The sequence below is a fragment of the Nocardiopsis sp. NPDC006139 genome, from assembly GCF_040614155.1.
Taxonomy (GTDB): Bacteria; Actinomycetota; Actinomycetes; order Streptosporangiales; family Streptosporangiaceae; genus Nocardiopsis; species Nocardiopsis changdeensis.
In genome coordinates this window covers 58,743-82,654 of record NZ_JBEXTT010000002.1, presented here as the reverse complement: position 1 = coordinate 82,654, position 23,912 = coordinate 58,743, and the positions used below count along the sequence as shown (strand labels likewise).

Here is a 23,912-nt window from a genome sequence, read left to right as displayed (position 1 = left end):
GTTCCTCCAGCGTCCCCACACGGGAACGAGCCTACAGACGAAAGACCGAGCGCGCGGCTCCGGTGGGAGCCGCGCGCTCGGTCGGTGTACGGTGCCGGCGACTACTCGGCGGCGGCCTCGGTGGCCTCGCCCTCGGCGGCCTCACCCTCGGCCGGGGTCTCGCCCTCCTCCTCCACGCGCGGCGCGGAGACGTTGAGGACGATCGACTCGGGGTCGGTCACCAGGGTGGTGCCGGCCGGCAGCTTCAGCTCCGCGGCGGTCACGGTGCTGCCGACGTCCAGGCCGTCGATGTCGAACTCGACGCCCTCGGGGATGTGGGTGGCCTCGGCCTCGACGGTCACGGTGACGAGCTCCTGGGTGAGCACGCCGGCGCCCTTGATCTCACCGACCAGGGTCACCGGGATCTCGACCTCGACCTTCTCGCCCTTGGAGACGACGAGCAGGTCGACGTGCTCCAGGAAGCCCTTGATGGCGTCGCGCTGGACGCTCTTGGGCAGGGCGAGGTTGTCCTTGTCCAGGCCCTCGAGGCGCAGCAGGACGTTCGGGGTCTTCAGGGCGAGCATGAGCTCGTGGCCCGGCAGGTTCAGGTGGCGGGGCTCGGTGCCGTGGCCGTAGAGGACGGCCGGCACCTTACCCGCGCGGCGGGCGCGACGGGAGGCGCCCTTGCCGAATTCCGTGCGGGGCTCGGCAGCGATACGTACCTCGGACACGACAAAACTCCTCGGGTTCAACCCCGCAGTACGGGGAACACGACTCCAGTAGTACGAACGATTCCCGCTCTCGGCGGGGAAGCGGCGGGGTCTCCCCGGTAGGGGACGCGACCGCCCTGGTTCCAGGCGTGCCCGGCGAGTCGCCACCGGACCCGTCCGGCCCGGGAACGCTCGTCGCGCACCCCTGCCCTCGCGTCCGCACGAAGCCGAACGAGGCTCCGCTCGGGCACGGGGACACTCGGCCAAGTCTACTGGTTCCGGGGACGACTCCGTACACGCCCCACCGACGCCCCGCCGCCCGCGGTGCAACCACCGGGGACGGCGTGTCGGCGGGGGAACGGACGCGCGGGCGGCGGATACGTCCGGATCCGCCGCCCGCGCCGGGTCCTACTCGAACAGGCTCGTGACCGACCCGTCGGTGAAGACCTCGCTGATCGCGCGCGCCACCAGCGGCGCGATCGACAGCTGGGTGAGCTTCTCGAAGGAGCGCGACTCGGGCACCGGCAGCGAGTTGGTGATGACCACCTCGGAGATGCGGGAGTTCTGCAGTCGCTCCGCGGCCGGGCCGGACAGCACACCGTGCGTGGCCGCCACGAGGACCTGCTTGGCGCCCTGCTCGAACAGCGCGTCGGCGGCCTTGACGATGGTGCCGCCGGTGTCGATCATGTCGTCCACCAGGACGCACACGCGGTCCTTGACCGTGCCGACGACCTCGTGGACGCGGACCTGGTTGGCCACGTCCGGGTCGCGGCGCTTGTGGATGATGGCCAGCGGGGCGCCCAGCCGGTCGGCCCAGCGGTCGGCGGTGCGCACGCGGCCCGCGTCGGGGGAGACCACGGTGATCTCGGCGACGTCGACCCGGTTCGCGATGTGGTCGGCCAGGATCGGCAGCGCGAACAGGTGGTCGACCGGGCCGTCGAAGAAGCCCTGGATCTGGTCCGTGTGCAGGTCGACGGCCATCATGCGGTCGGCGCCGGCGGTACGGAACAGGTCGGTCATCAGGCGGGCCGAGATGGGCTCGCGACCGCGGTGCTTCTTGTCCTGGCGCGCGTACCCGAAGAACGGGGTGACCACGGTGATGCGCTTGGCGGAGGCGCGCTTGAGCGCGTCCACCATGATCAGCTGCTCCATGATCGACTCGTTGATCGGGTCGGCGTGCGCCTGGATCACGAAGGCGTCCGAGCCGCGGACCGACTCCAGGTAGCGGACGAAGATCTCACCGTTGGCGAAGGTGTCGAACCGGGTGGGGACCACCTCGATCCCCAGTTCCTTGGCGACCTCTTCGGCCAGGCTCGGGTGCGTGCGCCCCGAGAACAGCATGAGATTCTTCTGGCCGGTGGCCTTCATCCCGGTCACGTGTTTCTCCCCCACAGTCACTACTGATCGTCGGCTCTGTGCCGCTCTGCGTCCTCGGTGCGCCCTGCGCTCCCGACGCCCTCCCCGTCCTGGGCCGACCGCGCCCGCAGGGCGGCGTCGGCCGAGGCGGTCCCCGGGCGCTTGCGCTCGGTCCACCCCTCCACGTTGCGCTGCCGGTGCCCGTCGGACACGGCCAGCGCACCGGGCGGAACGTCGTCCCGGACCACGGTCCCGGCCCCGGAGTAGGCACCGTCGCCCACGGTGACCGGGGCGACGATGGTGTTGTCGCTGCCGATGCGCACGTGGTCGCCGATGGTGCTCCGGGACTTGTTGACCCCGTCGTAGTTGACGAACACCGACGAGCAGCCGATGTTGCTGCCGACGCCGATGTCGGCGTCGCCGACGTAGGTCAGGTGCGGGACCTTGGAGCCGCTGCCGATGTTCGCGTTCTTGACCTCCACGAACGCACCGGCCTTGGCCCGGTCGGCCAGGCGGGTGCCCGGCCGGAGGTAGGTGTAGGGGCCGACGTCGGCCCCGGGGCCGATCTCGGCGCGGTCCGCGGTGGTCCGGCGGACCTTGGCGCCGTCGCCCACGACGGTGTCGAGCAGGTCGCTGTCGGGACCGATGACCGCGTCCTCGCCGACCTCGGTGGCGCCGCGCAGGCGGGTGCCGGGCTCGACGAGGGTGTCGCGGCCGATGCGCACGTCGACGTCGACCCAGGTCGTGGCGGGGTCCACGACCGTGACCCCGGCGAGCATGTGCTCGCGCAGCAGGCGGTCGTTGAGCAGGCGCCGGGCCTCGGCGAGCTGGACGCGGTTGTTGACGCCCTGGACCTCGTCGGCGTCGTCGATGACCCAGGCGCCGACCCGGTGGCCGTCGCCGCGCAGCAGCGCGACGGCGTCGGGGAGGTACTCCTCGCCCTTGGCGTTGTCGCTGCCGATGCGCTGCACGACCCGGGCCAGCAGGGCGCCGTCGAAGGCGTACATGCCGGAGTTGATCTCGTCGACGGCCAGTTCCGCGGGGGTGGCGTCGGCCTGCTCGACGATGGAGGTGAACTCCCCGTCGGCGTCGCGGACGATGCGCCCGTAACCGTGGGGGTCGGGGACGCGGGCCGACAGGACGGTGACGGCGTTGCCCTCCTTCTCGTGGAAGGAGACCAGGCCGGCCAGCGTGCCGCCGCGCAGCAGCGGGGTGTCCCCGCAGGTGAGGACGACGGTGCCGGTGGGCTCGATGCCCTGGCGGGCCAGGTCCTCCAAGGCCATGCGCACCGCGTGCCCGGTGCCCTTCTGCTCCTCCTGGACGGCGGTGACGGCCTCGGGGGCGATCTGCGCCAGGTGCTCGGCGATGCGCTCGCGGGCGTGTCCGAGGACGACGGCCGTGTGCAGCGGATCGAGCTCGCGGGCCGCGGCCAGCACGTGGCCGACCATGCTGCGGCCGCCGATCTCGTGGAGCACCTTGGGGAGTTGGGACTTCATCCGGGTGCCCTCGCCCGCGGCGAGGACGATGACGGCAGCCGGGCGGTTCACGCTCACTGGAGGAGACCCCTCGTGATAGCTGGCTAGGAAGAAGACGATCTCGCGGTCGGCGTTCGGCGGGGCGTCCCTCATGCCGCGCACGGCGATGACCCGTCGTGCGGCCGACATGGGAAGGATACATCCGTGTCACAGGCCCCCGGCGGCGGAGACGGCCCCGGCGGGGTGGGCCCGGTCGCACCCGTCGCCCGTTCACGGGCTCTGGCGCGGAAGGGGCGGGGAGGGGTGTGATGTGCGCCGCTCCGGTACGGACGGCACCCGGCGGGCGCGGCGGCGCGGCGGTGCGTCTGCTCCCGGACCAGGGCTCGAACCTGGACGATGGGGACCAAAACCCCACATGCTGCCGATTACATCATCCGGGAACACGCCGGGCGCGGGCCTCCGCGCCGACATGACGGTCACCAAGATAGCGCCTTCGCGATGACCCTTGCCAAACCTACGGGTTCGTAGGTTACGGTTACGTAGGTATAGGTTGGGCCGTCGCGACGGACGCCCGCGCGCTCCCGGCACGCCCTGACCTCACAGACGAACAAACGACGTTTCCGATCACGAGGCAGGGACCCATGACAGCCGCACCCGAGACGCCCGCCAAGCGCACACCGATCCCCGAGTACGAGCCCGAGCCGCGCGGGCGCGCCGAGCGGTACACGGTGTTCGCCTTCGTGTTCATCCCGCTCATCGCGCTGCTCGCCGCCGTACCGTTCTTCTGGGGCTGGGGCCTGAGCCTGGTCGACATCGCCATCGCCTCGGTCTTCTACCTGATCAGCGGGCTGGGCATCACGGTCGGCTTCCACCGCCACTTCACCCACGGCTCGTTCCGCGCCAACCGCCCGCTCAAGATCGCGCTCGCGATCGCCGGCTCGATGGCCATCGAGGGCAGCGTCATCAAGTGGGTGGCCGACCACCGCCGCCACCACAAGTACGCGGACGCCGAGGGCGACCCGCACTCGCCGTGGCGGTTCGGCGACGACTGGAAGTCGGTCGCCAAGGGGCTCTACTACGCGCACATGGCGTGGATGTACCTGGACGAGAAGAAGACCTCGCCCCGCCGGTTCGCCCCGGACCTGCTCAAGGACAAGGACACCGTCCTGATCGACAAGCTGTTCGTGCCGATCGTGGTGTTCTCCCTGGGCGCCCCGGCGCTCATCGGCGGCCTGGTCACCATGTCCTGGTGGGGAGCGGTCACCGCGTTCTTCTGGGCGAGCCTGGTCCGGGTGGCTCTGCTGCACCACGTGACCTGGTCGATCAACTCCATCTGCCACACCATCGGCGAGGAGAACTTCGAGGTGCGCGACCGCTCCCGCAACGTGTGGTGGCTGGCCATCCCGTCGTTCGGCGAGTCCTGGCACAACCTGCACCACGCCGACCCGACCTGCGCCCGGCACGGCGTGCTCAAGGGCCAGATCGACATCTCGGCGCGCGTCATCTGGTTCTTCGAGAAGTTCGGCTGGGCGACCAAGGTCCGCTGGCCCGACAACGAGCGACTCGCCGCCAAGCGGGTCAGCGTCTAGGATTCTTGACCATCATGGGAGCAGCCGACAGCGAGCAGAGGGTCCGCGTGCGCCGCAAGCGCATGACGGGCGAGGAGCGTCGGCGGCAGCTGCTGGAGATCGGCCGGGAGCTGTTCGCCGAACGCGGGTTCGACGCGACCTCCGTGGAGGAGATCGCCGCACGGGCGGGCGTGTCCAAACCCGTGGTGTACGAGCACTTCGGCGGGAAGGAGGGCATCTACGCGGTCGTCGTCGACCAGGAGATGCGCACCCTGGTGGGCATGGTCTCGGAGGCCCTCACCGCCGACAGCGCCCGCAACAAGATCGAGAAGGCGGCCCTGGCCCTGCTGCGCTACGTCGAGGAGAACACGGTCGGGTTCCGGGTGCTCACCCGCGACTCGCACGTGGCCTCCGGGACGGGGAGCTTCGCCGGCCTGATCAACGACATCGCCAGCCAGGTCGAGTACATCATGGTGGACGAGTTCGCCGAGCGGGGCTACGACCCCGCGCTCGCCCCCATGTACGCCCAGGCCCTGGTGGGCATGTGGGCCCTGACCGGCCAGTGGTGGCTGGAGGTGCGCAGGCCCAAGCGCGAGGTGGTGGCGGCGCACCTGGTCAACCTGGCGTGGAACGGGCTGTCGAGCCTGGAGGCCAAGCCGAGGCTGCGGACCAGGCGGGGCCGCTAGGGCGTGTTCGGTGGATGCTCTCGAGCGTTTCGGCGCCTGCGCCGAATGCCGGGAGCGGCCGCGGGGCGATCTCTCGCAGGACGACCGGCGCGGGTCGGCCCGGGTTCGGCCGTCCGAGCGCGGGCGGCGCGGCGAGAGGAGGCCTCGCGGCCGCGACCCGGAATGATCAGCCGAACACGCCCCAGGCTCCGGGAACGCCGGTGGGGCGGGTGTGCGTCGCATACCCGCCCCACTATCTTGATGTCAAGAGATATGCTGGACCCATGCGCGATGAGGTGGATGGGCTGATCGAGGCGTGGCGCGCCGAACGGCCGGACGTGGACGTGACGCCGCTCGAGGTGCTCAGCCGGGTGTCCCGGCTCGCCCGACACCTGGACAGGGCCCGGCGGACCGTGTTCACGGAGCACTCCCTGGAGCCCTGGGAGTTCGACGTCCTGGCCGAGCTGCGCCGCTCGGGCCCGCCCTACGAGCTGAGCCCGGGCCGCCTCCTGCGCGCCACCCTGGTGACCTCCGGGACCATGACGAACCGCGTGGACCGGCTGGCCGCCGCGGGACTGGTGCGGCGCCGCCCCGACCCCGCCGACAAGCGCGGGGTGCTGGTGCGGCTGACCGACAAGGGCGCCGGGCGCATCGACGCGGCGCTGGAGTCGCTGCTGAGCTACGAGGAGACGCTCCTCGCCCCGATGCCCGCACCGGAGCGCGAGCAGCTCGCATCGTTACTGAGATGCCTCCTGGTCCCCCTCGACACCGAACCTTCCGGTCGGTAACTGTTGTTACCCGGCGGTATCCGTCCTCTCACCGGGGCCGCTCAGGGCGCGCATCCTTGGTCTTCATCTGGTTGGAGAACGACAGTGAGAATCCGGTGGAACGTCCGGTACGCCGCCCTGGTCGCGGCGTCCGCGACGGCCGTGGCGATGACCGGCTGCGCGGGCGGTGACGGAGAGGACTCCCCGGCGGGAGCCGAGGAGCGGTACTACCTCTCCCTGGGCGACTCGCTGACGGTGGGCGTGCAGCCGAGCGAGGGCGGCCCCGCCGAGACCCCCGACGGGTACACGGACATCCTCTACCGTACCCTGTACGACGCCGACTCCACGCTGCGCCACGAGCGCAGCGGCTGCGGCGGCGAGGACACCACGACGTTCATCGAGGGCGGGATCGCCCACTGCGAGGAGCAGTACGGCGGCCGCCCGCAGATCGAGGCGGCCGAGGAGTTCCTCTCCGAGCACGCGGGCCGGGTGGACCTGGTCACCGTGACCATCGGCGGCAACAACTTCACCCGCTGCGTCCGGGGCATCGACGAGGTGGGCGGTGGCGGCGGGCCCGTGGTGGACACGGAGTGCATCGACGACGGCCTGGAGCGCATCGAGACGGAGGCGCCGGTGATCGCCTCCCGGCTGCGCGCCGCGGCCGGCCCGGACACCCAGATCATCGGGATGACCTACTACAACCCGTTCCTCGCGGCGATGCTGCTCGAACCCGGCGAGAACCCCTCGGACGAGCCCTCGGAGGAGCCCTCGGACGGCACCCCGGTGGACCCCGAGGCCGGGCCGGGGCTGGGCGAGGTCGAGGGCGAGATCCCCTTCGACGCGACCTTCGCCGGGTACGCCACCGAGGTCCTGGAGACCATGAACGAGTCGCTGCGGTCGGCCTACGCCGCCGAGGACATCGAGGTCGCCGACGTGGAGGCGGCGTTCGACTCCGCCGACTTCGACGTCCCCCAGGAGGGCTCGATGCCCAACAACCTCCAGGCCATCTGCGACTACACGTGGATGTGCAACACGGACCTGGGCCCCGACATCCACACCAACAAGGCCGGGGCCACGGTCATCGCCGAGGAGTTCGCCTCCCTGGCCCGCTGACCGCCCCGCCGACGCGCGCAACGGAGGCGCCGGGACCCCGCGTCCCGGCGCCTCCGCCGTCTCCGGAACCTTTTCCAGCCATCGGCGTACATGATCCTGTACATTTGGAATCACTGGGCAGAGCTTGGAAGGGACGAGCCTTGAAGACCATGAGCTACACCGAATCCCGCGCCAACTACGCCGCCACCCTCGACGCCGTCGTGAACGACAGAGAGGAAGTAGTGATCACGAGAGCCGGACACGAACCCGTCGTCATGATGGCCCTGTCCGAGTACGAGACCCTGAAGGAGACCGCCTACCTCCTGCGCAGCCCGGAGAACGCCCGCCGCCTGGTCTCCGCCATCGAGGAGCTGGAGTCCGATCAGGGCATAGAGCGCGAGTTGGCCGAGTGAGGCTCGTCTGGTCCCAGAGCGCCTGGGAGGACTACGTCTGGTGGCAGGGGCAGGACCGCAAGATCCTCAAGCGCATCAACGCTCTCGTCAAGGACATCGAGCGCAACGGCAACGAGGGCATGGGCAAGCCCGAACCCCTGAGGCACGGCTTCCAGGGCTACTGGTCCCGCAGGATCACCGACGAGCACCGGCTGGTGTACAAGATCGCCGGCGACGAGATCCGCATCGCCGCCTGCCGCTACCACTACGGCAAGTAGAGGGTCACCGGGTGTCGCGGGCGAGGGGGCCGAAGCGGGCGGTGACGGCGCCGAGGAGGAAGTGCGCGGCCTGGTGCTCGGTCAGCGGGATGACGCCCACCGGCATGGTGACGCGGTAGGGGTGCTCGTCGTCGGGGCGGATCTCGAAATCGTCGATCAGCCCCTGCGACAACAGCAGGGTCAGCCCCTCCCGCACCTTCCCCGCCCGGTTGTCCGAAGCCCACATGACCATGCCGCCACCGTAACCGGCGGACGGGTCGGACACACCGTGTCGACCAGAATCCACGGCAAAGCATGCCCACCGTCCTTTTCCGGACATTATGGGCACGCTCGGTGACCGGCGGCCGCCGGCCCCCGGTGGCGGTCGCATCGGTAGGGTCGGAGGATGACCGGGTACGGGGAGAGGCGGGGGCGCGCGGGGGTCCTGTGGCGCTTCACCGGCTCCGGTCCCCACCGGGTGCTGCCCGACGCCGCGATGGACCTCATGTGGCACCGCGGGCGCCTCGTGGTGGCCGGGCCCGACACCGCCGCGCAGGTCGACGGATCCGCCCCGGGCGAGACGACCTGGGGTCTGCGGCTGGCCCCCGGCGCGGCGCACGCGCTGCTGGGCGTCCCCGCCCGCGAACTGGCCGACCGCCGCGTCGACCTGGCCGACCTGGTCCGCCTCCCCCCGGCCCCGGAGGCCGGGCCGGCCGAGACCCTGGAGCGGGTCTTCGCCGCTCTGTGGCGGCGCGCCGACCCCGACCCCGCGGCCCTGCGGCTGGCGGCCTCCCTGGACCGGGCGGCCCGCACCCTCGCGACCGCGGAGGCGGTCGCCCGGGAGCACGGGATGTCCGAGCGCACGCTGCGGCGCACCTGCGACCGGGTCTTCGGCTACGGCCCCAAGACCCTCATGTCGATCCACCGCCTCCAGCGCGCCCTGCGCCTGGCCCGGTCCGGGACGCCGCTGGGCGAGGCCGCCGCCACCGCCGGGTACGCCGACCAGGCGCACTTCACCCGCGAGAGCGGGCGCCTCGCGGGCCTGCCCCCGGGCGCGCTGCTGGGCCGGCGGTGACCGTTTCGTTCAAGACCCCGGCCCGCCGCGCCCGGCAGGCTGGTCCCATGGACACCGACAGGACGGCCGCCTTCATGGCCGGGCACGCCCGCCTGCTGGACCGGCGGCGCTTCGAGCACCTCATCCGCCCCACCGAGCACACCGGGCCCGCGATCCTCGCGGCCCTGGACGGGTACCGCAACCCCGACGGCGGCCACGGCCACGGCCTGGAACCCGACCTGCGCTCCCCCGAGAGCCAGCCCGGCGGCGCACTGCACGCCCTGGAGGCCGTGGCCGACGCCGCCCCCGCGACGTACGCCCGCGTCCCGGAGCTGCTGGACTGGTTGAACGCGACGACCCTGCCCGACGGCGGGCTGCCGTTCGCTCTGCCCGTCACGGACCCGGCCGCCTGTGCGCCCTTCTGGGTGTCGGCCGACCCGCACACGTCGTCCCTGCAGATCACGGCCGCGGTGGTCGCGCAGGCCCATCGGGCGGCCCGGACGGACCCGCGGATCGCGGACCACCCGTGGCTCGCGACCGCGACGGAGTACTGCCTCGGGGAGATCGCCGCCGTCGAGGAGGCGCCCTTCGCGTACGTCCTGTCGTTCTCGCTGCTGTTCCTCGACTCCGTCGCGGACACCCGCCCCGAGGCCGCCGGGCTGCTGCGCCGCCTCGCCCGGTTCGTGCCCGCCGACGGCCGCATCCCCGTGGCCGGAGGCGCACCGGGCGAGACGCTCCACCCGCTCGACTACGCCGCCGTGCCCGGCCGCCCCGTCCGGGAGCACCTGGCCGAGGAGGCCGTCGCCGCCGACCTCGACCGCCTGGAGCGGGGCCTGCTCCCCGACGGCGGGTGGGCCGTCGGCTTCGAATGCCACTCCTCCGCCTCCGCGCTGGAGTGGCGGGGGTACGCCACGGTGGCGGCGGTGGCCGCCCTGCGCGCCAACGGACGCTGACCCGCGCCGGGCGGGGTCAGTCGCCGACCAGCTCCGCCTGCTCCAGCCAGATCATCTCCAGCTCCTCCTTCTCGCCCGCCAGGGCCTTGGCCTCGGCGTCGAGCTCGGCGAGCCGGGTGTAGTCCTCGGCCGCGGCCGCCATCTGCTCGTGCAGCTCGGCCTCGCGCGCGGCGATCCTGTCCATGCGCCGTTCGACGCGCTGCATCTCCTTCTGGGCGGCGCGGCGGTCGGCCGCCGACACGGCGGGGCGCTCGGGCTCGGCGGCGGGGGCCTCTCCCCCGCCCGCGGTGGGCACCGCGGCCTCCCCCGCGGTGCCGGCCCGGCGCTCCAGGTACTCGTCCACGCCGCCGGGCAGGAACGCCAGGCCGCCGTCGCCCATGAGGGCCAGCACCCGGTCGGTGATCCGCTCCAGGAAGTACCGGTCGTGGGAGACCAGCACCAGGGAGCCGGGCCAGCCGTCGAGCAGGTCCTCCAGCTCGGTGAGGGTCTCGATGTCCAGGTCGTTGGTGGGCTCGTCCAGCAGCAGGACGTTGGGCTCGTCCATGAGCAGGCGCAGCAGCTGCAGGCGGCGCCTCTCGCCGCCGGACAGGTCGCCGATCGGGGTCCACTGGCGCTCGCCGCGGAACCCGAAGCGCTCCAGCATCTGGCTGGCGGTGTAGTCCCGCTTGCCGATGGTCACGTGCTCGCGCACGTCCATGACCGCCTGGAGCGGCCGGGCCTCGGGGTCCAGCTCGGTAACGTTCTGCGACAGGTGGGCGAGCCGGACGGTGCGCCCGGTGCGGACGTGGCCCGACTCGGGCTCCCGCTCCCGGGCGAGGATCTTGAGCAGCGTGGACTTGCCCGCGCCGTTGACCCCGACCAGGCCGACCCGGTCGCCGGGGCCGAGCTGCCAGGTGAGGTGGTCCAGCAGGGTCCGCCCCGGGACGGTCGCCGTCACGTCCTTGAGGTCGATGACGGTCTTGCCCAGACGGGAGCTGGCGAACCGGACCAGCTCGACGGTGTCGCGCACCGGCGGCTCGTCCGCGATCAGCCGGTTGGCCGCCTCGATGCGGAACTTGGGCTTGGAGGTGCGCGCGGGGGCGCCCCGGCGCAGCCAGGCCAGCTCCTTGCGCATGAGGTTCTGGCGGCGCTCCTCGGTGGCCGCGGCCTGGCGCTCGCGCTCGGCCTTGGCCAGCACGTAGGCGGCGTACCCGCCCTCGTAGCGCTCGACGGCGCCGCGTCCCACCTCCCAGGTGCGGGTGGTGACGGCGTCCAGGAACCAGCGGTCGTGGGTGACCACCACGAGCGCCTCGCGGCGGTCGCGCAGGTGCCCGGCGAGCCAGTGGATGCCCTCGATGTCGAGGTGGTTGGTGGGCTCGTCCAGGACGATGAGGTCGTGATCGCCCACCAGCAGCCGGGCCAGGCCGGCGCGGCGGCGCTCGCCGCCGGACAGCCCCGCCATGGGGGTGTCCAGGCTCCAGCCGCCGAGCAGCCCGCGCAGGATGTCGCGGGCGCGGGCGTCGCCCGCCCACTCGTGTTCGGCCCGCTCGCCCAGCACGAAGGCGCCGACGGTGGTGTCGGGGAAGTCGTCGCGCTGGTGCAGGAAGCCCACGCGCAGGCCGCGGTTGTGCACCACCCGGCCGGAGTCGGGCGGCAGGGCCCCGGACAGCACGGAGATCAGCGTGGACTTCCCGCCGCCGTTGCGGCCGACCACGCCGATGCGCTCGCCCTCGTCCACGCCCAGTGACACCGAGTCGAGGAGCACGAGGGGCCCGTAGGCCAGGGACACGTCCTGAAGGTTGACCAGATTCGTCATCGTCTCCATTGTCCCGGGTGTCGCCGGGTGCCCTGGACGGGTCCCGGACGCCGGCGGGGCTCCGACCGGGTCCTGCGGGGTCCGCCGGACCCGGGAGCGCCGGAAAAGAGGAGCCCGGGGCCGCACCACGCAAGGCCCCGGGCAGGTCGGTATCACTACATATCAGGATTTCACATGCCGCCGGGAACCGGGGTTCGCCGGAGGGCTCTCCCTACACCAGGAAGAAGTCCCGGGCGGCCCGCGCGATTCCCCGGACGTCCAGCCCGTGCGCCCGGGCGTGGTCGGCCGGGGTGCCGTAGGCGCGCAGCTCCGTGTCCCTCGGCACGCCGAGGGAGAGCTGGCGGTGCCTGCGGTCGGCCAGCGCCTCGGAGACCTCGTGCGCGGAGGTGCCCCTGAGGTAGGGCTCCACCAGCATCACGTCCGCGTTCCCGGCGGCGGCGACCAGGGCGCTGAGCCCGGCGCGGTCGAAGGGGCGCACGGTGGCGGTGTAGGCGACGGTGACGTCGAGGTCCGCGGTGGCCTCCAGGGTGCGGTCGAGCATGGGCCCGACGGCCACGACCACTCCGGCGGAGCGGGCCGAGCCCGGCCGGACCACGGCCAGGCCCCCGGACAGCGGCAGGGGGGCGCGGTTGGCGGTGCCCGACAGCCGGATGTACACCCGGTCGTCGCCGGGCAGGGCGTCGCGCAGGACGGCGCGCACCTCGTCGGCGTGGCCGGGCACGTGGACGGTCCAGCCGGGCAGGGTGTCGATCAGGGCGACGTCGCCGGGGGCCTGGTGGGTGCGGCCCTCCGCGGCGGCGTCGTAGGAGCCGCCGATGCTCACCAGGACCGCCCCGGCGTCCTGGTGCCCCAGGTCGAGCTTGATCTGCTCGAAGGGGCGCTCCACCAGGAAGGGGGCGTAGCTGTGGACGACCGGGCGCATCCCGGTGAGGGCGAGTCCGCCCGCGGTCCCGATCATGGCCTGCTCGCGGATGCCCAGGTCGATCACCCGCCCGGGGTGGCGGGCGGCGGCCCGGCGGAACATCCCGGCGGAGATGACCGCCAGGACGACCGCGAGGCGGGGGTCGTCGTCCATCGCCTCCGAGACGGCGGCGCCGAACACCTCGCGCATCTCGTTCGGTCCGTGCGTCGCGGCGTCGGCCCGGGGCGCGGTCCGCGTCGTGCTGTGGGTCATGGCCGGTCTCCTCCGGTCGGTGGCGGTGTCAGCTCGTGGGGCGGACGCGGGCGACGACGGCGAGCGGCCGGTCGCCCCAGGGGCGGGTGAACGCGGCGTGCAGGGCGTCGTGGTCGCGGCCCTGGACCTCGCGGGTGGCCCAGCCCTCCAGCTCGAAGCGGCGCGCGATCCCGCCGGGCCAGCCGTGCAGGGCCGACCCGTTGTCGACGACCACGGTGGTGAGGGAGCCGACGCCCAGCCGCCCGGCCGCTGCGATGGCCTCGTGGTTGCTGCCCTCGTCGAGTTCGCCGTCGCCGACGAGCACCACCGTGCGGGGCGCGGACCCGTCGGGGCGGCGCACGTTCCGGGCGCGCAGCCCCAGGGCGGTCCCCAGGGCGATGGGCAGGCCGTGGCCGAGCGAGCCGCTGCCGATCTCCGCGCCGGGGACGAGGACCCGGTCGGGGTGGTGTCCCAGGGCGGAGCCGAAGGCGGTCCAGCCCCGCAGCGCGGACACGTCGAGGAAGCCCTTGGCGGCCAGGACGGCGTAGAAGGCGGCGGGCCCGTGGCCCTTGGAGAGCAGGAACCGGTCGCGGGCGGGGTCGTCGGCGGTCTCGGGGGTGACGGCCAGGACGCGGTCGTAGAGGACCCAGACGACGTCGAGCGTGGAGTGCGCGGCGGCACTGTGCTTTTCGTCGCCCTCCATCAGGCCGATGAGGGCCGGCAGGTCGGCGTAGCGGGTGAGGGCTGCTGTCGTCGGCATGCCCCCAGTCTTCAATCTCAACCATGGTTGAGGTCAATGCGGGGACCCAGGGCCCTCACCCGGAAACCACAAGTGATTTACATCACACGAAGACCGTGCCGGGGACGTCCCCGTCGGCCCGCACGATCTGCTCGCACAGCCCGCTCGCCTCCAGTGAGGCCACCACCGCGGCCTCCCGCTCGGCGACCACCGACGCCTCCTCCGAGCCGCCGCCCACCAGGAACGCGCAGGTCGGACCGGAGCCGGACACCAGCGCGCCCAGCGCTCCGGCCGAGGCGCCCGTCTCGAGCGTGCGCTCCAGCTCCGGCAGCAGCGACAACGCCGCCTCCTGGAGGTCGTTGGCCAGCGCCCGGCCCAGGGCCGCGGGATCCGCGGCGGCCAGAGCGTCCCGCAGGGCCGCGCTCAACTCCGGGGCCGGCGCGTCGGGCCGCAGCCGGTCGTACTCGGCGAACACCGCGCCCGTGGACAGGCCGTGCGGGGACAGCGCGAACACCCAGCGGTACCGGCCGGGGCTGGTCATCGGCTCCAGGATCTCGCCCCGCCCCCGGCCCACCGCGGTGCCCCCCACCAGGGGGAAGGCCACGTCGCTGCCGAGCACGGCGGCCAGCCGCAGCAGGTCCTCGCGGGGCAGGCCGGTCCCCCACAGCCGGTCGCAGGCGACCAGGGCGGCCGCCGCGTCGGCGCTGCCGCCGGCCATCCCGCCCGCCACGGGGATGCGCTTCTCCAGGTGGATCCGCACCGGACGGCCGCGGCCGGTCTCCCGGCCCAGCAGGTCGGCGGCGCCCGCGGCGAGGTTGGAGGCGTCCAGTGGCACACGTGACAGGTGGGAGACCGAACCACCGTTCGCGGTCAGCTCCGCGAGGAGGGTGCCGCCACCCGGTGAGGTGCTACCGTCGGGTCGCCCACTGCGCGGTCCCGCCTCCCGGACGGTAACCTCATCGAACAGCGAGACCGCGTGGAAAACGTTGACGAGGTCGTGGAACCCGTCCTCACGTGCGGGCCCCACCGCCAGCTGGAGGTTGACCTTCGCGGGAACCCGCACGGTTACGGTGGTATCAACTGTCACGAGTCCCCAATCGTAAAGGAACCCCCCCTTGCGTGAGCACACACCCCGGCAGGGGAGCCGCTGTGTTCACCCCTGCTCCGTGAGACGAACGCGATGTTCGGGCGGAAACGGGAACCAAGGGCGCGATTCGGGGATCGTCACCATTGTCATGTCAGTCACCGCCCTTCCGCGAACCGGGCCGACGGGGTCCGCGAGTGGGAATCAGGGCACAAACACCGCTACCTTGGGGCAAGGCGGAGTTTGGACACCGTCGGGGAGGACTACTTGCCGTCGGATGGGCTCCCGAAGAACCTGGAACCGCTGGGCGCCGGAGATCCGGCCACCATCGGGCCCTATGTGCTGTCCGGGAAGCTGGGCAGCGGCGGCATGGGCACCGTCTACCTCGGCGGGCTGCCGGACCGGAACAACCAGGTAGCGATCAAGGTCATCCGCCCCGAGCTCGCCTTCGACGAGGCGACCCGGGCGCGGTTCCGCGACGAGATGGAGAACGCCCGCAAGGTCGCCTCCTTCTGCACCGCGAAGGTCCTCGACCACGGCACGTTCGAGAACCGCCCGTACATGGTGACCGAGTACATCGCGGGCACCGCGCTGGCCGAGCACATCGCCCAGAACGGCCCCCTGGACTCCTCCACCCTGCACGGGTTCGCCCTGGGCGTGGCCGCCGCGCTCGCCGCGATCCACCGCACCGGCCTGGTGCACCGCGACCTCAAGCCCGCCAACGTGCTGCTGTCGCTGTCGGGCCCGCGCGTGATCGACTTCGGCATCGCCCGGGCCATGAACACCGCCACCAACCACACCCAGACGGGCATCGTCATGGGCAGCCCGGGCTGGATGGCGCCCGAGCAGCTCCTGGAGGAGCAGGTCACCACCAAGGCGGACATCTTCGCCTGGGGGTGCCTGGTGGCGTTCGCCGGCAACGGCACCCACCCCTTCGGCAACGGCGACGCCATGACGCTGGGCAAGCGGGTGCTGTTCGCCGAGCCCCAGATCGGCAACCTCGACAGCCCCCTGGACCGGCTGGTGCTGCGGGCCCTGGACAAGGACCCCAACCGGCGGCCCACCGCCCAGGACCTGCTCCTGGAGCTGGCGGGCGGCGAGGACACCTCCAACCCCAACGACATGGTGTCGCACGCGCTGCACCAGTCGTGGCGGCCCAACCTGCCCCCACCGATGCCGCACGGTCCGCCGCAGGGCGCCCACCAGACCATGACCGGCATGCGCCACCCGGCGCCCGGCGCCTACCAGGCGCCCCCGGTCGCCCCGCCCGGCCCGCAGGCCGCCCCGCACCAGAGCGGCACGTTCGTGCGCCCGGCCCCGGGGCACCCCGGCGGCGGGCACCCGCCCCAGGGACCGCCCCCGCCCCCGCACCCGCAGGCCGGCGCCCCGGGCGGGCCGCCGCCCGCCCAGCACCCGGCCTCCACCGGCGCGGTCCCGATCGTGCCGCCCGCCGACCAGCAGGCGCCGCGCCCGGGGCCGCAGCCGTACGTTCCGCCGGTCCCGCCGCCCCCGCACCGGCCGACCGGTCCGGCCAACCGGCGCGGCATCGTGGTCATCGCCGCGGCGGCCGCCGTCCTGCTGGTCCTCGCGCTGCTGGCGGTGCTGTACGTGGTGACCAACCTCGGCGGCGACGACGCCCCGTCCGGTCAGCAGACGCAGCAGCCCGGCACCTCCGCCGCCCCCGAGGACGGCGGCGAGGGCGGACCCGGCGAGGGGGACGGGCCCGCGACCCCGGGCACCGGGGCCATGGAGGCCACCAGCGCCGACGGCCTGGCCCGTGTGAAGGTGCTCGACGTCGAGTGCGACCAGACGACCATCCCCAGCCGCGAGGTCCAGGTGCAGGCGAACGGGCACTACTGCGTGCTCGACGTGGACTTCACCAATCTGAGCGACGCGCCCGTGCTGCTGGACCACGAGGCCCAGGGGGTGCGGACCGAGCTTCAGCAGGAGGTCGTCGCGGACCGGCCCAGCCGGATCGAGGAGCAGGAGTCCCTGTGGGAGGCCGTCCAGCCGGGCGAGACGGCCACCGGGATCATGGTGTTCACGCTCCACGTCGGCGAGTACCCCGAGGCCCTGGTGTTCAGGCACGACCGTTTCGCCGAGCCCGTCGAGGTCCTCCTCAAGAGCGCCGACTGAGCGGCCCGGTACCCGCGGAACGCGAAGGGGGCCCGGCCTGACGGCCGGGCCCCCTTCGCGTGGGCGCCGGGGCGCCTACTCCCACTCGATGGTGCCCGGGGGCTTGCTGGTGACGTCGAGCGTCACCCGGTTGATCTCGCGGACCTCGTTGGTGATCCGGTTGGAGATCTTGGCCAGCACGTCGTAGGGCAGGCGCGACCAGTCGGCGGTCATCGCGTCCTCGCTGCTGACCGGGCGCAGCACCACGGGGTGGCCGTAGGTGCGGCCGTCGCCCTGGACGCCGACCGAGCGGACGTCGGCGAGCAGCACCACGGGGCACTGCCAGATCTCGCGGTCCAGCCCCGCGTGGGACAGCTCCTCGCGGGCGATGGCGTCGGCCTCGCGCAGGACGTCCAGGCGCTCGCGGGTGACCTCGCCGATGATGCGGATGCCCAGGCCGGGGCCGGGGAACGGCTGGCGCCAGACCATCTCCGGGGGCAGGCCCAGCTCCTCGCCGACCTTGCGGACCTCGTCCTTGAACAGCTCGCGCAGCGGCTCCACCAGGGTGAACTGGAGGTCGTCGGGCAGGCCGCCCACGTTGTGGTGGGACTTGATGTTGGCGGTGCCGGTGCCGCCGCCGGACTCCACCACGTCCGGGTACAGGGTGCCCTGCACCAGGAACTCGACCTCGCCGCCGGACTCGCCGCTGTCGGCGACGACCTCGCGGGCCGCCTGCTCGAAGACGCGGATGAACTCGCGGCCGATGATCTTGCGCTTCTCCTCGGGGTCGGTGACCCCGGCCAGCGCGTTCAGGAAGCGCTCCTGGGCGTCCACGACCTTGAGCCGGGCGCCGGTGACCGCCACGAAGTCCTTCTCGACCTGCTCGGCCTCGCCCTTGCGCAGCAGGCCGTGGTCGACGAACACACAGGTCAGCTGGTCGCCGACGGCGCGCTGCACCAGGGCGCCCGCCACCGCGGAGTCGACGCCGCCGCTGAGGGCGCAGATGACGCTCTTGTCGCCGATCTGCTCGCGGATCCGGGCGACCTGCTCGTCGACGATGTTCAGCATCGTCCAGGTGGGGCGGCAGCCCGCGCCCTCGTACAGGAAGCGGCGCAGTACCTCCTGGCCGTGCTCGCTGTGCAGGACCTCGGGGTGGAACTGGACGCCGAAGAGGCGGCGGTCGGTGTCCTCGAACGCGGCCACCGGGGCGCCCGCGGTGGTGGCGACGGCGCGGAAGCCGGCGGGGGCCTCGATCACCGAGTCGCCGTGGGACATCCACACCGGCTGCTCGGCGGGCAGCCCGGTGAACAGCAGGGAGTCCCCCGCGGTCACGGTGAGCTCGGTGCGGCCGAACTCGCTCAGGTCGGTCCTGTCGACCGTCCCCCCCAGGGCGCGGGTCATGGCCTGGAAGCCGTAGCAGATACCGAAGGTCGGGACGCCGGTCTCGAAGAGCTCGGCCCCGACGTGGGGCGCCCCCTCGGCGTACACCGAGGAGGGGCCGCCGGAGAGGATGATCGCCTTCGGCTTCTTGGCGAGCATCTCCTCCACGGGCATGGTCGAGGGCACGATCTCGCTGTGCACGTGAGCTTCGCGCACCCGCCGGGCGATCAGCTGCGCGTACTGCGCGCCGAAGTCCACGACGAGGACGGTGTCGAACGTGCTGTCAGCACCAACGGACACGACGGAGGACCTTCCGCAGGAGTTCAGGGATACGCCCAGTCTAGGGCGTACCCCGTGCTCAGCGGGTCCCGGCGGGTGTGCGGTCGGGCTCAGCCCGCGAACCCCCGCGGGTTGGCCGACTGCCAGCGCCAGGCGTCGGCGCAGGCCTCGTCCAGGTCGCGGTCGGCCTTCCAGCCCAGGTCGCGGGCGGCGGCGGAGGGGTCGGCGGAGCAGACGGCGATGTCGCCGGGGCGGCGCGGGACCACCTTGTAGGGCAGGGAGCGGCCCACGGCCCGCTCGAACGCGTGCAGGCACTCCATGACCGAGTACCCCTTGCCGCTGCCGAGGTTGTAGACCCGGTGGCCGGGGGCGTCGGCCAGGTGGTGCAGGGCGGCCAGGTGCCCGCGGGCCAGGTCGACGACGTGCAGGTAGTCGCGGACGCCGGTGCCGTCGGCGGTGTCGTAGTCGTCGCCGAACACCTGGAGGAACTCGCGGCGGCCCGCGGCGACCTGGGCGATGTAGGGCAGCAGGTTGTTGGGGACGCCCTGCGGGTCCTCGCCGATCAGGCCGCTGGGGTGGGCCCCGACGGGGTTGAAGTAGCGCAGGGACACGATGTGCCAGCGCGGGTCGGCGGCGGCCAGGTCCCCCAGGATGCGCTCGCCGAACAGCTTGGTGGCGCCGTAGGGGTTGGTGGCGCTGAGCGGGGCGTCCTCGGGGATGGGCACCGTCTCGGGGTCGCCGTAGACCGTGGCCGAGGAGCTGAAGACCAGGTTGCGGACGCCCCGGGCGTCCATGGCCTCGACCAGGGAGAGGAGGGCGTCGAGGTTGTTGCGGTAGTAGCGCAGGGGCTGGGCGACGGACTCCCCGACGGCCTTGAGGCCGGCCGTGTGGACGACGGCGTCGATGCCGTGCTCGGCCAGGACGCGGTCGACGGTCTCCCGGTCGGCGCAGTCGCCGGTCACCAGCACGGGCGCGTGTCCGGTGATCTGCTCGACCCGGCGCAGGGACTCGGCGTGGCTGTTCACCAGGTTGTCCAGGACGACGACCCGGTGGCCGGCCTCCAGGAGTTCGACCGCGGTGTGCGAGCCGATGTACCCGGCGCCTCCGGTGAGCAGTACGTTCATGCTTGTGCTTCCTTGGGTGGAGTGGACCCGCTGTACGGCGGGCGCTCCCCAGCATAGGCGTCCCGCTGGTGCGGCCCCGTGGGCGCGCCGCTCCGGCGGGCCCGACCAGAGGTCTCCGGCCCCGCCCTTCGGCGGTGCCGCCGCGGCCGGTACCGCCTTTCGGACGTCCCGATCTCATGCCGGGGCATGAGGCCCCGCGGCCCGCGCGTTCCTATCGTGGAGGAATGCCCGACCTGCTCCCACGCTCCCTCCTGGACGGCGCGACCCTGTGGGCCCGGCGCCACGTGCTCGCCGTGGACGCGTTCTGGGCGGCGGCCTGGTTCGGGCTGGCGGCCCTCTCCCTGCCGGAGACCGGCCCCCACGGCACCGGACCGTGGGCCTACCTCGGTACGGCCGCCGCGTGCTGTGCCGCCCTGGCCCTGCGCCGCGTCCGCCCGCTCCCGGCCATGGCGGCCCTGGCCGTGCTGCTGGCGTGCCACATCCTGTGGCTGGACCACCTCACGTCCATGGTGGCGATCAGCGCGCTGGTCGCGGCCTACACGGTGCAGGCCGAACTCCCCCTCCCGTGGCGCGCCGTCGGCTTCGTCCTGCTGTTGGCCGGCGCGGCGTGGGCGGTCTTCGACATCCCGGCGGAGGACCTCTCGGCGGACCCCGCCCTGCGCCTCAACAGCGTCGGCTCGGCGTGGACGGCCGTCGCGCTGTTCTCCCTGCTCGGCGCGTTCCGCAGGCGCAACCGCGAGGAGTTCGCCCGTGTCGTCGAACACGCCCGCCTGCTGGAGGACCGGCGGGCCCAGGAGGTGCGCCTGGCCGCGTTGGACGAGCGGACCCGGATCGCCCGCGAGGTGCACGACGTCCTCGCGCACTCGCTGAACGTCATCGTCGCCCAGGCCGACGGGGGCCGTTACGCCGCGGAGGCCGCCCCCGAACGCGCGGTGACCGCCCTGGCCACCATCTCCCAGGTGGGCCGCGAGTCGGCCGGGGAGCTGCACCGGCTGCTGGGCGTCCTGCGCGACGGAGAGGGCCGCGGGGCGGCCCCGGCGCCCGGGGTGGGGGACCTGCCCGGCCTGGTCGAGGAGTACCGCCGCGCCGGCCTGCGGATCGGCCTGACCCGGCACGGGTCCCCTCCCGCACCGGGCGACGGCGACGGTGCCGCGGACGACCCGCCCCTGCCGGCGACCGCGTCCCTGACGATCTACCGCATCGTGCAGGAGTCCCTCGCCAACGCGCTGAAGCACGCGGGCTCCCCGGCCGTCCGGGTCGGGTTCACCTGGTCGCCCGGGCGGGTCGAGATCGTCGTGGTCAACCCCGTCCGCGATCCGGTGCCCGCAGCCCCCTCCCCGGACGGAGCGCCCCCGGAGGGCGTTCGGCGCGGCCCCGGGCACGGCCTGATCGGCATGCGCGAGCGCGTCGGCCTGCACGGCGGCGTCCTGGAGGCCGGTGCCGACGCCGCGACCCGCGCCTGGCGGGTGCGCGCGGTGGTCCCCTGGGGGAACGCGTGATCCGCGTGGGCCTGGCCGACGACCAGGTGCTGTTCACGGCGGGCATGGCGATGGTCGTCGACTCCCAGCCGGACATGGCCGTCGCCTGGGAGGCCGCCGACGGAGCGCAGGCCGTCGCCCGGCAGCGGGACGACCCCGTCGACGTGCTGCTCATGGACGTCCAGATGCCCGGCACGGACGGGCTGAGCGCCACCCGCTCCCTCGTGTCCTCGGGCGCGGGGTGCCGCATCGTCATCCTCACCACCTTCGACACCGACGAGTACGTGGTCGAGGGCGTCGAGGCCGGGGCCGCGGGCTTCCTGCTCAAGAACACCCCGCCGGAGGAGCTGCTGGCGGCGGTGCGGACGGTGCACGGCGGCGACTCGGTCGTCTCGGCCAGCGCCACGCGGAGGCTGCTCCGGCACGTGCGCCCGCTGCTCGGCGGCCCCTCCGCCCCCGCGGCCCGGCCGGACCGGGGCACCCGCCGCGCCGTCGACTCCCTGACCCCGCGCGAGCAGGAGGTCCTCGTCGCCATGGCGCTCGGGTACACGAACACCGAGATCTGCGAGCGCCTCGTGCTGTCCATGCCCACCGTGAAGACCCACGTCGGCCAGGTGCTGGCCAAAACCGGCTCCCGCGACCGCGTCCAGGCGGTGCTGTTCGCGTTCCGCGCCGGGCTGGTCGACCGCGGGGACCTGCTCCGGGAGGCGTGAGCGGGGCCCGCGGCGACCGTGCCCGCCGGAGGGGCCCGCCCCTCCACCCGGGGTGGGAGCGCGCACTTCATCCCCCGGCACGATGGCCTCCCCGGGTGCCGTGCCGGAGGCTCCTCGTCGAAAGGAGCCGCATGGACGACATCATCACCACCCACCGCCTGACGAAGACCTACGGTTCGCGCACGGTCGTCGACGACCTCGACCTGCGGGTGCCGCAGGGCTGTGTGTACGGCTTCCTGGGCCCCAACGGCTCGGGCAAGTCCACCACCATGAAGATGCTGCTGTCCCTGGCCCGGCCCAGCCGCGGCGAGATCACCGTCCTCGGACGGCCGATGAACCGGACCACCCGCGCCGGCATCCTGCGGGAGGTCGGCTCGCTCATCGAGGCGCCTCCCGGGTACGGCCACCTGACCGGGCGGGAGAACATGGAGATCGTCCGGCGGATGCTCGGACTGACCGGGGGGCAGGTCTCCCGGGCGGTCGCCACCGTGCGCCTCCAGGGGCACATGGACAAGCCGGTCCGCGAGTATTCACTGGGGATGAAGCAGCGCCTGGGCATCGCGATGGCCCTGGCCCGGGAGCCGCGCCTGCTCGTCCTGGACGAGCCCACCAACGGCCTGGACCCCGCCGGCATCGAGGAGATCCGCGAACTGCTGGTGTCGCTGGCGGGGAACGGCGTCACGGTCATGGTCTCCAGCCACCTGCTGGACGAGATCGACAGGATGGCGTCGGTCCTGGGCATCCTCAGTCGGGGGAGGCTGATCTTCCAGGGCACCCGGGCCGAGCTGTTCGCCCGCAGCACCCCGGACCTGCTCGTCGACACCCCCGAGCCCGAACGGGCCCTGGCCCTGGGCATCCCCGCCGTGCGCACAGAGGGGGGTCTGCGCCTGTCCGGTTTCGGGGACGAGGACACGGCCGCGCTCGTGCGGCGGCTCGTCGGGGGCGACGTGCCGATCCACGGGGTGCGGCGGGTCCGCCGGTCCCTGGAGGAGGTCTTCATGGACCTCACCGGCCGTGAGGGGCTGCTGTGATACCGACGGTGGTCGAACTCGAGATACGCAAGGCGCGCAGGCTCCGGGTCCTTCTGGTCTGCTCGGCCATGGTGGCCGCCGTCGTCGCCCTGAGCTGCGCGAACCTCATGTCGGACTCCGCTCGGGAGGGTTTCGGCGACCCGTCCGCCCAGCCGTGGGAGAGCCTGCTCATGAGCTACGTCATGGTCTCGGCCATGACCTCCCCCCTCCTCGTGGCGGTGCTGGCCAGCAGGCAGGTGGACATCGAGCACCAGGGGCGGGGCTGGACCCTGGCGCAGGTGTCCGGGTTCCGCCCGGGGCGGCTGTGCCGGGCCAAGGCCGCGGTGCTGGGGCTGCTGCTGGCGGTCGCGGTGGCCGTCCAGACCGCCCTGGTCCTCGCCGCCGGCCTGGCCGCCGGGATCACCGTGCCGCCGTCCCCCGGCATGTGGGCCGGATACGCGGTCGGCCTGCTCCTGGTGGACCTGGCGCTGCTGTGCCTGCACGTGTGGCTGGCCGCCCGTGTGGAGAACCAGCTGGTCGGGATGGGCGTCGGGCTGCTCGGCGCGTTCTGCGGGGTGTTCTCCCTGCTGATGCCGCCGGCCCTGGCCCGGAGCCTGCCCTGGGGGTACTACGCGGTCGTCTCCCCGCTGGGGATGGACGACGGGGGCTTCGTCCCGGTGACCCCCGGGTACGGCTGGCTGGCCGTGTTCCTGGTGGTCGTGGCCGTCCTGTTCGGCGCGGCCACCCGCCGCTTCGACCGGACGGAGGTGTGAG

Annotated in this window: 23 protein-coding genes; 13 read left to right on the top strand and 10 right to left on the bottom strand. The window is 73.1% G+C overall.

Going from position 1 to position 23,912, the window contains the following annotated elements:
- Positions 1-101 precede the first annotated feature (101 nt).
- From ABZ249_RS02485 to glmU, 3 genes are all read right to left on the bottom strand, one after another.
- A complete protein-coding gene (locus ABZ249_RS02485) occupies positions 102-710 on the bottom strand; it encodes a 50S ribosomal protein L25/general stress protein Ctc (protein WP_355256222.1) in 609 nt (202 codons plus the stop codon).
- A 387-nt stretch (positions 711-1,097) separates the two neighbouring features.
- On the bottom strand, positions 1,098-2,066 hold the full coding sequence (locus ABZ249_RS02480; RefSeq protein ID WP_277615502.1) for a ribose-phosphate diphosphokinase: 969 nt from the start codon (positions 2,064-2,066) through the stop codon (positions 1,098-1,100).
- A gap of 20 nt (positions 2,067-2,086) precedes the next feature.
- A complete protein-coding gene (gene glmU / locus ABZ249_RS02475) occupies positions 2,087-3,598 on the bottom strand; it encodes a bifunctional UDP-N-acetylglucosamine diphosphorylase/glucosamine-1-phosphate N-acetyltransferase GlmU (RefSeq protein ID WP_355257067.1) in 1,512 nt (503 codons plus the stop codon).
- 563 nt (positions 3,599-4,161) lie between these two features.
- On the opposite strand from glmU, the gene ABZ249_RS02470 reads away from it, so the two are divergent.
- The 6 genes from ABZ249_RS02470 to ABZ249_RS02445 all read left to right on the top strand — a co-directional run bounded on the left by ABZ249_RS02470 (position 4,162) and on the right by ABZ249_RS02445 (position 8,282).
- Positions 4,162-5,109 carry an acyl-CoA desaturase gene (locus ABZ249_RS02470; protein ID WP_355256218.1) on the top strand — a complete coding sequence of 316 codons (948 nt, stop codon included), beginning with the start codon at positions 4,162-4,164 and terminating at the stop codon, positions 5,107-5,109.
- A gap of 14 nt (positions 5,110-5,123) precedes the next feature.
- Positions 5,124-5,774 (top strand): TetR/AcrR family transcriptional regulator, encoded by a 651-nt coding sequence (locus tag ABZ249_RS02465; RefSeq protein ID WP_255647046.1) that lies wholly within the window; start codon positions 5,124-5,126, stop codon positions 5,772-5,774.
- A 263-nt stretch (positions 5,775-6,037) separates the two neighbouring features.
- Positions 6,038-6,541 carry a MarR family transcriptional regulator gene (locus ABZ249_RS02460; RefSeq protein ID WP_220564863.1) on the top strand — a complete coding sequence of 168 codons (504 nt, stop codon included), beginning with the start codon at positions 6,038-6,040 and terminating at the stop codon, positions 6,539-6,541.
- A gap of 147 nt (positions 6,542-6,688) precedes the next feature.
- Positions 6,689-7,633 carry a GDSL-type esterase/lipase family protein gene (locus tag ABZ249_RS02455; protein WP_355257064.1) on the top strand — a complete coding sequence of 315 codons (945 nt, stop codon included), beginning with the start codon at positions 6,689-6,691 and terminating at the stop codon, positions 7,631-7,633.
- Between the two features lie 140 nt (positions 7,634-7,773).
- Positions 7,774-8,025, top strand: coding sequence for a type II toxin-antitoxin system prevent-host-death family antitoxin (locus ABZ249_RS02450; RefSeq protein WP_220564862.1), 252 nt, complete (start codon positions 7,774-7,776; stop codon positions 8,023-8,025).
- Positions 8,022-8,282, top strand: coding sequence for a Txe/YoeB family addiction module toxin (locus ABZ249_RS02445; protein ID WP_355256213.1), 261 nt, complete (start codon positions 8,022-8,024; stop codon positions 8,280-8,282). The genes ABZ249_RS02450 and ABZ249_RS02445 overlap by 4 nt, the downstream gene beginning before the upstream one ends.
- 4 nt (positions 8,283-8,286) lie before the next feature.
- Here the strand turns inward: ABZ249_RS02445 and ABZ249_RS02440 are convergent, their stop codons facing one another.
- Positions 8,287-8,514 carry a hypothetical protein gene (locus ABZ249_RS02440; protein WP_220564860.1) on the bottom strand — a complete coding sequence of 76 codons (228 nt, stop codon included), beginning with the start codon at positions 8,512-8,514 and terminating at the stop codon, positions 8,287-8,289.
- Between the two features lie 153 nt (positions 8,515-8,667).
- On the opposite strand from ABZ249_RS02440, the gene ABZ249_RS02435 reads away from it, so the two are divergent.
- Together ABZ249_RS02435 and ABZ249_RS02430 are read left to right on the top strand one after the other, a co-directional pair.
- Positions 8,668-9,336 carry a helix-turn-helix transcriptional regulator gene (locus ABZ249_RS02435; RefSeq protein ID WP_355256210.1) on the top strand — a complete coding sequence of 223 codons (669 nt, stop codon included), beginning with the start codon at positions 8,668-8,670 and terminating at the stop codon, positions 9,334-9,336.
- Positions 9,337-9,383: 47 nt separating this feature from the next.
- Positions 9,384-10,268: a hypothetical protein gene (locus ABZ249_RS02430; protein WP_355256207.1), complete on the top strand. Its 885-nt coding sequence runs from the start codon at positions 9,384-9,386 to the stop codon at positions 10,266-10,268.
- A gap of 16 nt (positions 10,269-10,284) precedes the next feature.
- Here the strand turns inward: ABZ249_RS02430 and ABZ249_RS02425 are convergent, their stop codons facing one another.
- The 4 genes from ABZ249_RS02425 to ABZ249_RS02410 all read right to left on the bottom strand — a co-directional run bounded on the left by ABZ249_RS02425 (position 10,285) and on the right by ABZ249_RS02410 (position 15,042).
- The gene (locus ABZ249_RS02425) at positions 10,285-12,063 is read right to left on the bottom strand and encodes an ABC-F family ATP-binding cassette domain-containing protein (protein WP_220564857.1); all 1,779 of its coding nucleotides are present in this window, start codon (positions 12,061-12,063) and stop codon (positions 10,285-10,287) included.
- A 211-nt stretch (positions 12,064-12,274) separates the two neighbouring features.
- Positions 12,275-13,174 carry a transketolase gene (locus ABZ249_RS02420; protein WP_355257061.1) on the bottom strand — a complete coding sequence of 300 codons (900 nt, stop codon included), beginning with the start codon at positions 13,172-13,174 and terminating at the stop codon, positions 12,275-12,277.
- A gap of 91 nt (positions 13,175-13,265) precedes the next feature.
- Positions 13,266-13,976, bottom strand: a complete 711-nt coding sequence (locus ABZ249_RS02415; RefSeq protein ID WP_355256203.1) for a thiamine pyrophosphate-dependent enzyme — start codon at positions 13,974-13,976, stop codon at positions 13,266-13,268.
- A gap of 82 nt (positions 13,977-14,058) precedes the next feature.
- Entirely contained in the window at positions 14,059-15,042 is a 984-nt protein-coding gene (locus ABZ249_RS02410; protein WP_355256200.1) for a 4-(cytidine 5'-diphospho)-2-C-methyl-D-erythritol kinase, read from the bottom strand.
- A gap of 264 nt (positions 15,043-15,306) precedes the next feature.
- Between ABZ249_RS02410 and ABZ249_RS02405 the strand changes: the two genes are divergently transcribed.
- Positions 15,307-17,175: a serine/threonine-protein kinase gene (locus ABZ249_RS02405; RefSeq protein WP_355256197.1), complete on the top strand. Its 1,869-nt coding sequence runs from the start codon at positions 15,307-15,309 to the stop codon at positions 17,173-17,175.
- 75 nt (positions 17,176-17,250) lie between these two features.
- Here the strand turns inward: ABZ249_RS02405 and guaA are convergent, their stop codons facing one another.
- Together guaA and galE are read right to left on the bottom strand one after the other, a co-directional pair.
- Positions 17,251-18,834: a glutamine-hydrolyzing GMP synthase gene (gene guaA, locus ABZ249_RS02400; RefSeq protein ID WP_355256194.1), complete on the bottom strand. Its 1,584-nt coding sequence runs from the start codon at positions 18,832-18,834 to the stop codon at positions 17,251-17,253.
- A gap of 89 nt (positions 18,835-18,923) precedes the next feature.
- On the bottom strand, positions 18,924-19,937 hold the full coding sequence (gene galE / locus ABZ249_RS02395; RefSeq protein ID WP_355256191.1) for a UDP-glucose 4-epimerase GalE: 1,014 nt from the start codon (positions 19,935-19,937) through the stop codon (positions 18,924-18,926).
- Between the two features lie 224 nt (positions 19,938-20,161).
- On the opposite strand from galE, the gene ABZ249_RS02390 reads away from it, so the two are divergent.
- The 4 genes from ABZ249_RS02390 (at position 20,162) to ABZ249_RS02375 (ending at position 23,911) form a co-directional block, all read left to right on the top strand.
- Positions 20,162-21,436 (top strand): histidine kinase, encoded by a 1,275-nt coding sequence (locus tag ABZ249_RS02390; RefSeq protein ID WP_355256188.1) that lies wholly within the window; start codon positions 20,162-20,164, stop codon positions 21,434-21,436.
- Positions 21,433-22,128, top strand: coding sequence for a response regulator transcription factor (locus ABZ249_RS02385; protein WP_355256185.1), 696 nt, complete (start codon positions 21,433-21,435; stop codon positions 22,126-22,128). Before ABZ249_RS02390 ends, ABZ249_RS02385 begins: the two co-directional genes overlap by 4 nt.
- A 131-nt stretch (positions 22,129-22,259) precedes the next feature.
- Complete coding sequence (locus ABZ249_RS02380; protein WP_355256182.1) at positions 22,260-23,159, top strand: ABC transporter ATP-binding protein; 900 nt, start codon at positions 22,260-22,262, stop codon at positions 23,157-23,159.
- The gene (locus ABZ249_RS02375) at positions 23,156-23,911 is read left to right on the top strand and encodes an ABC transporter permease (RefSeq protein ID WP_355256179.1); all 756 of its coding nucleotides are present in this window, start codon (positions 23,156-23,158) and stop codon (positions 23,909-23,911) included. The genes ABZ249_RS02380 and ABZ249_RS02375 overlap by 4 nt, the downstream gene beginning before the upstream one ends.
- Position 23,912: the final 1 nt, after the last annotated feature.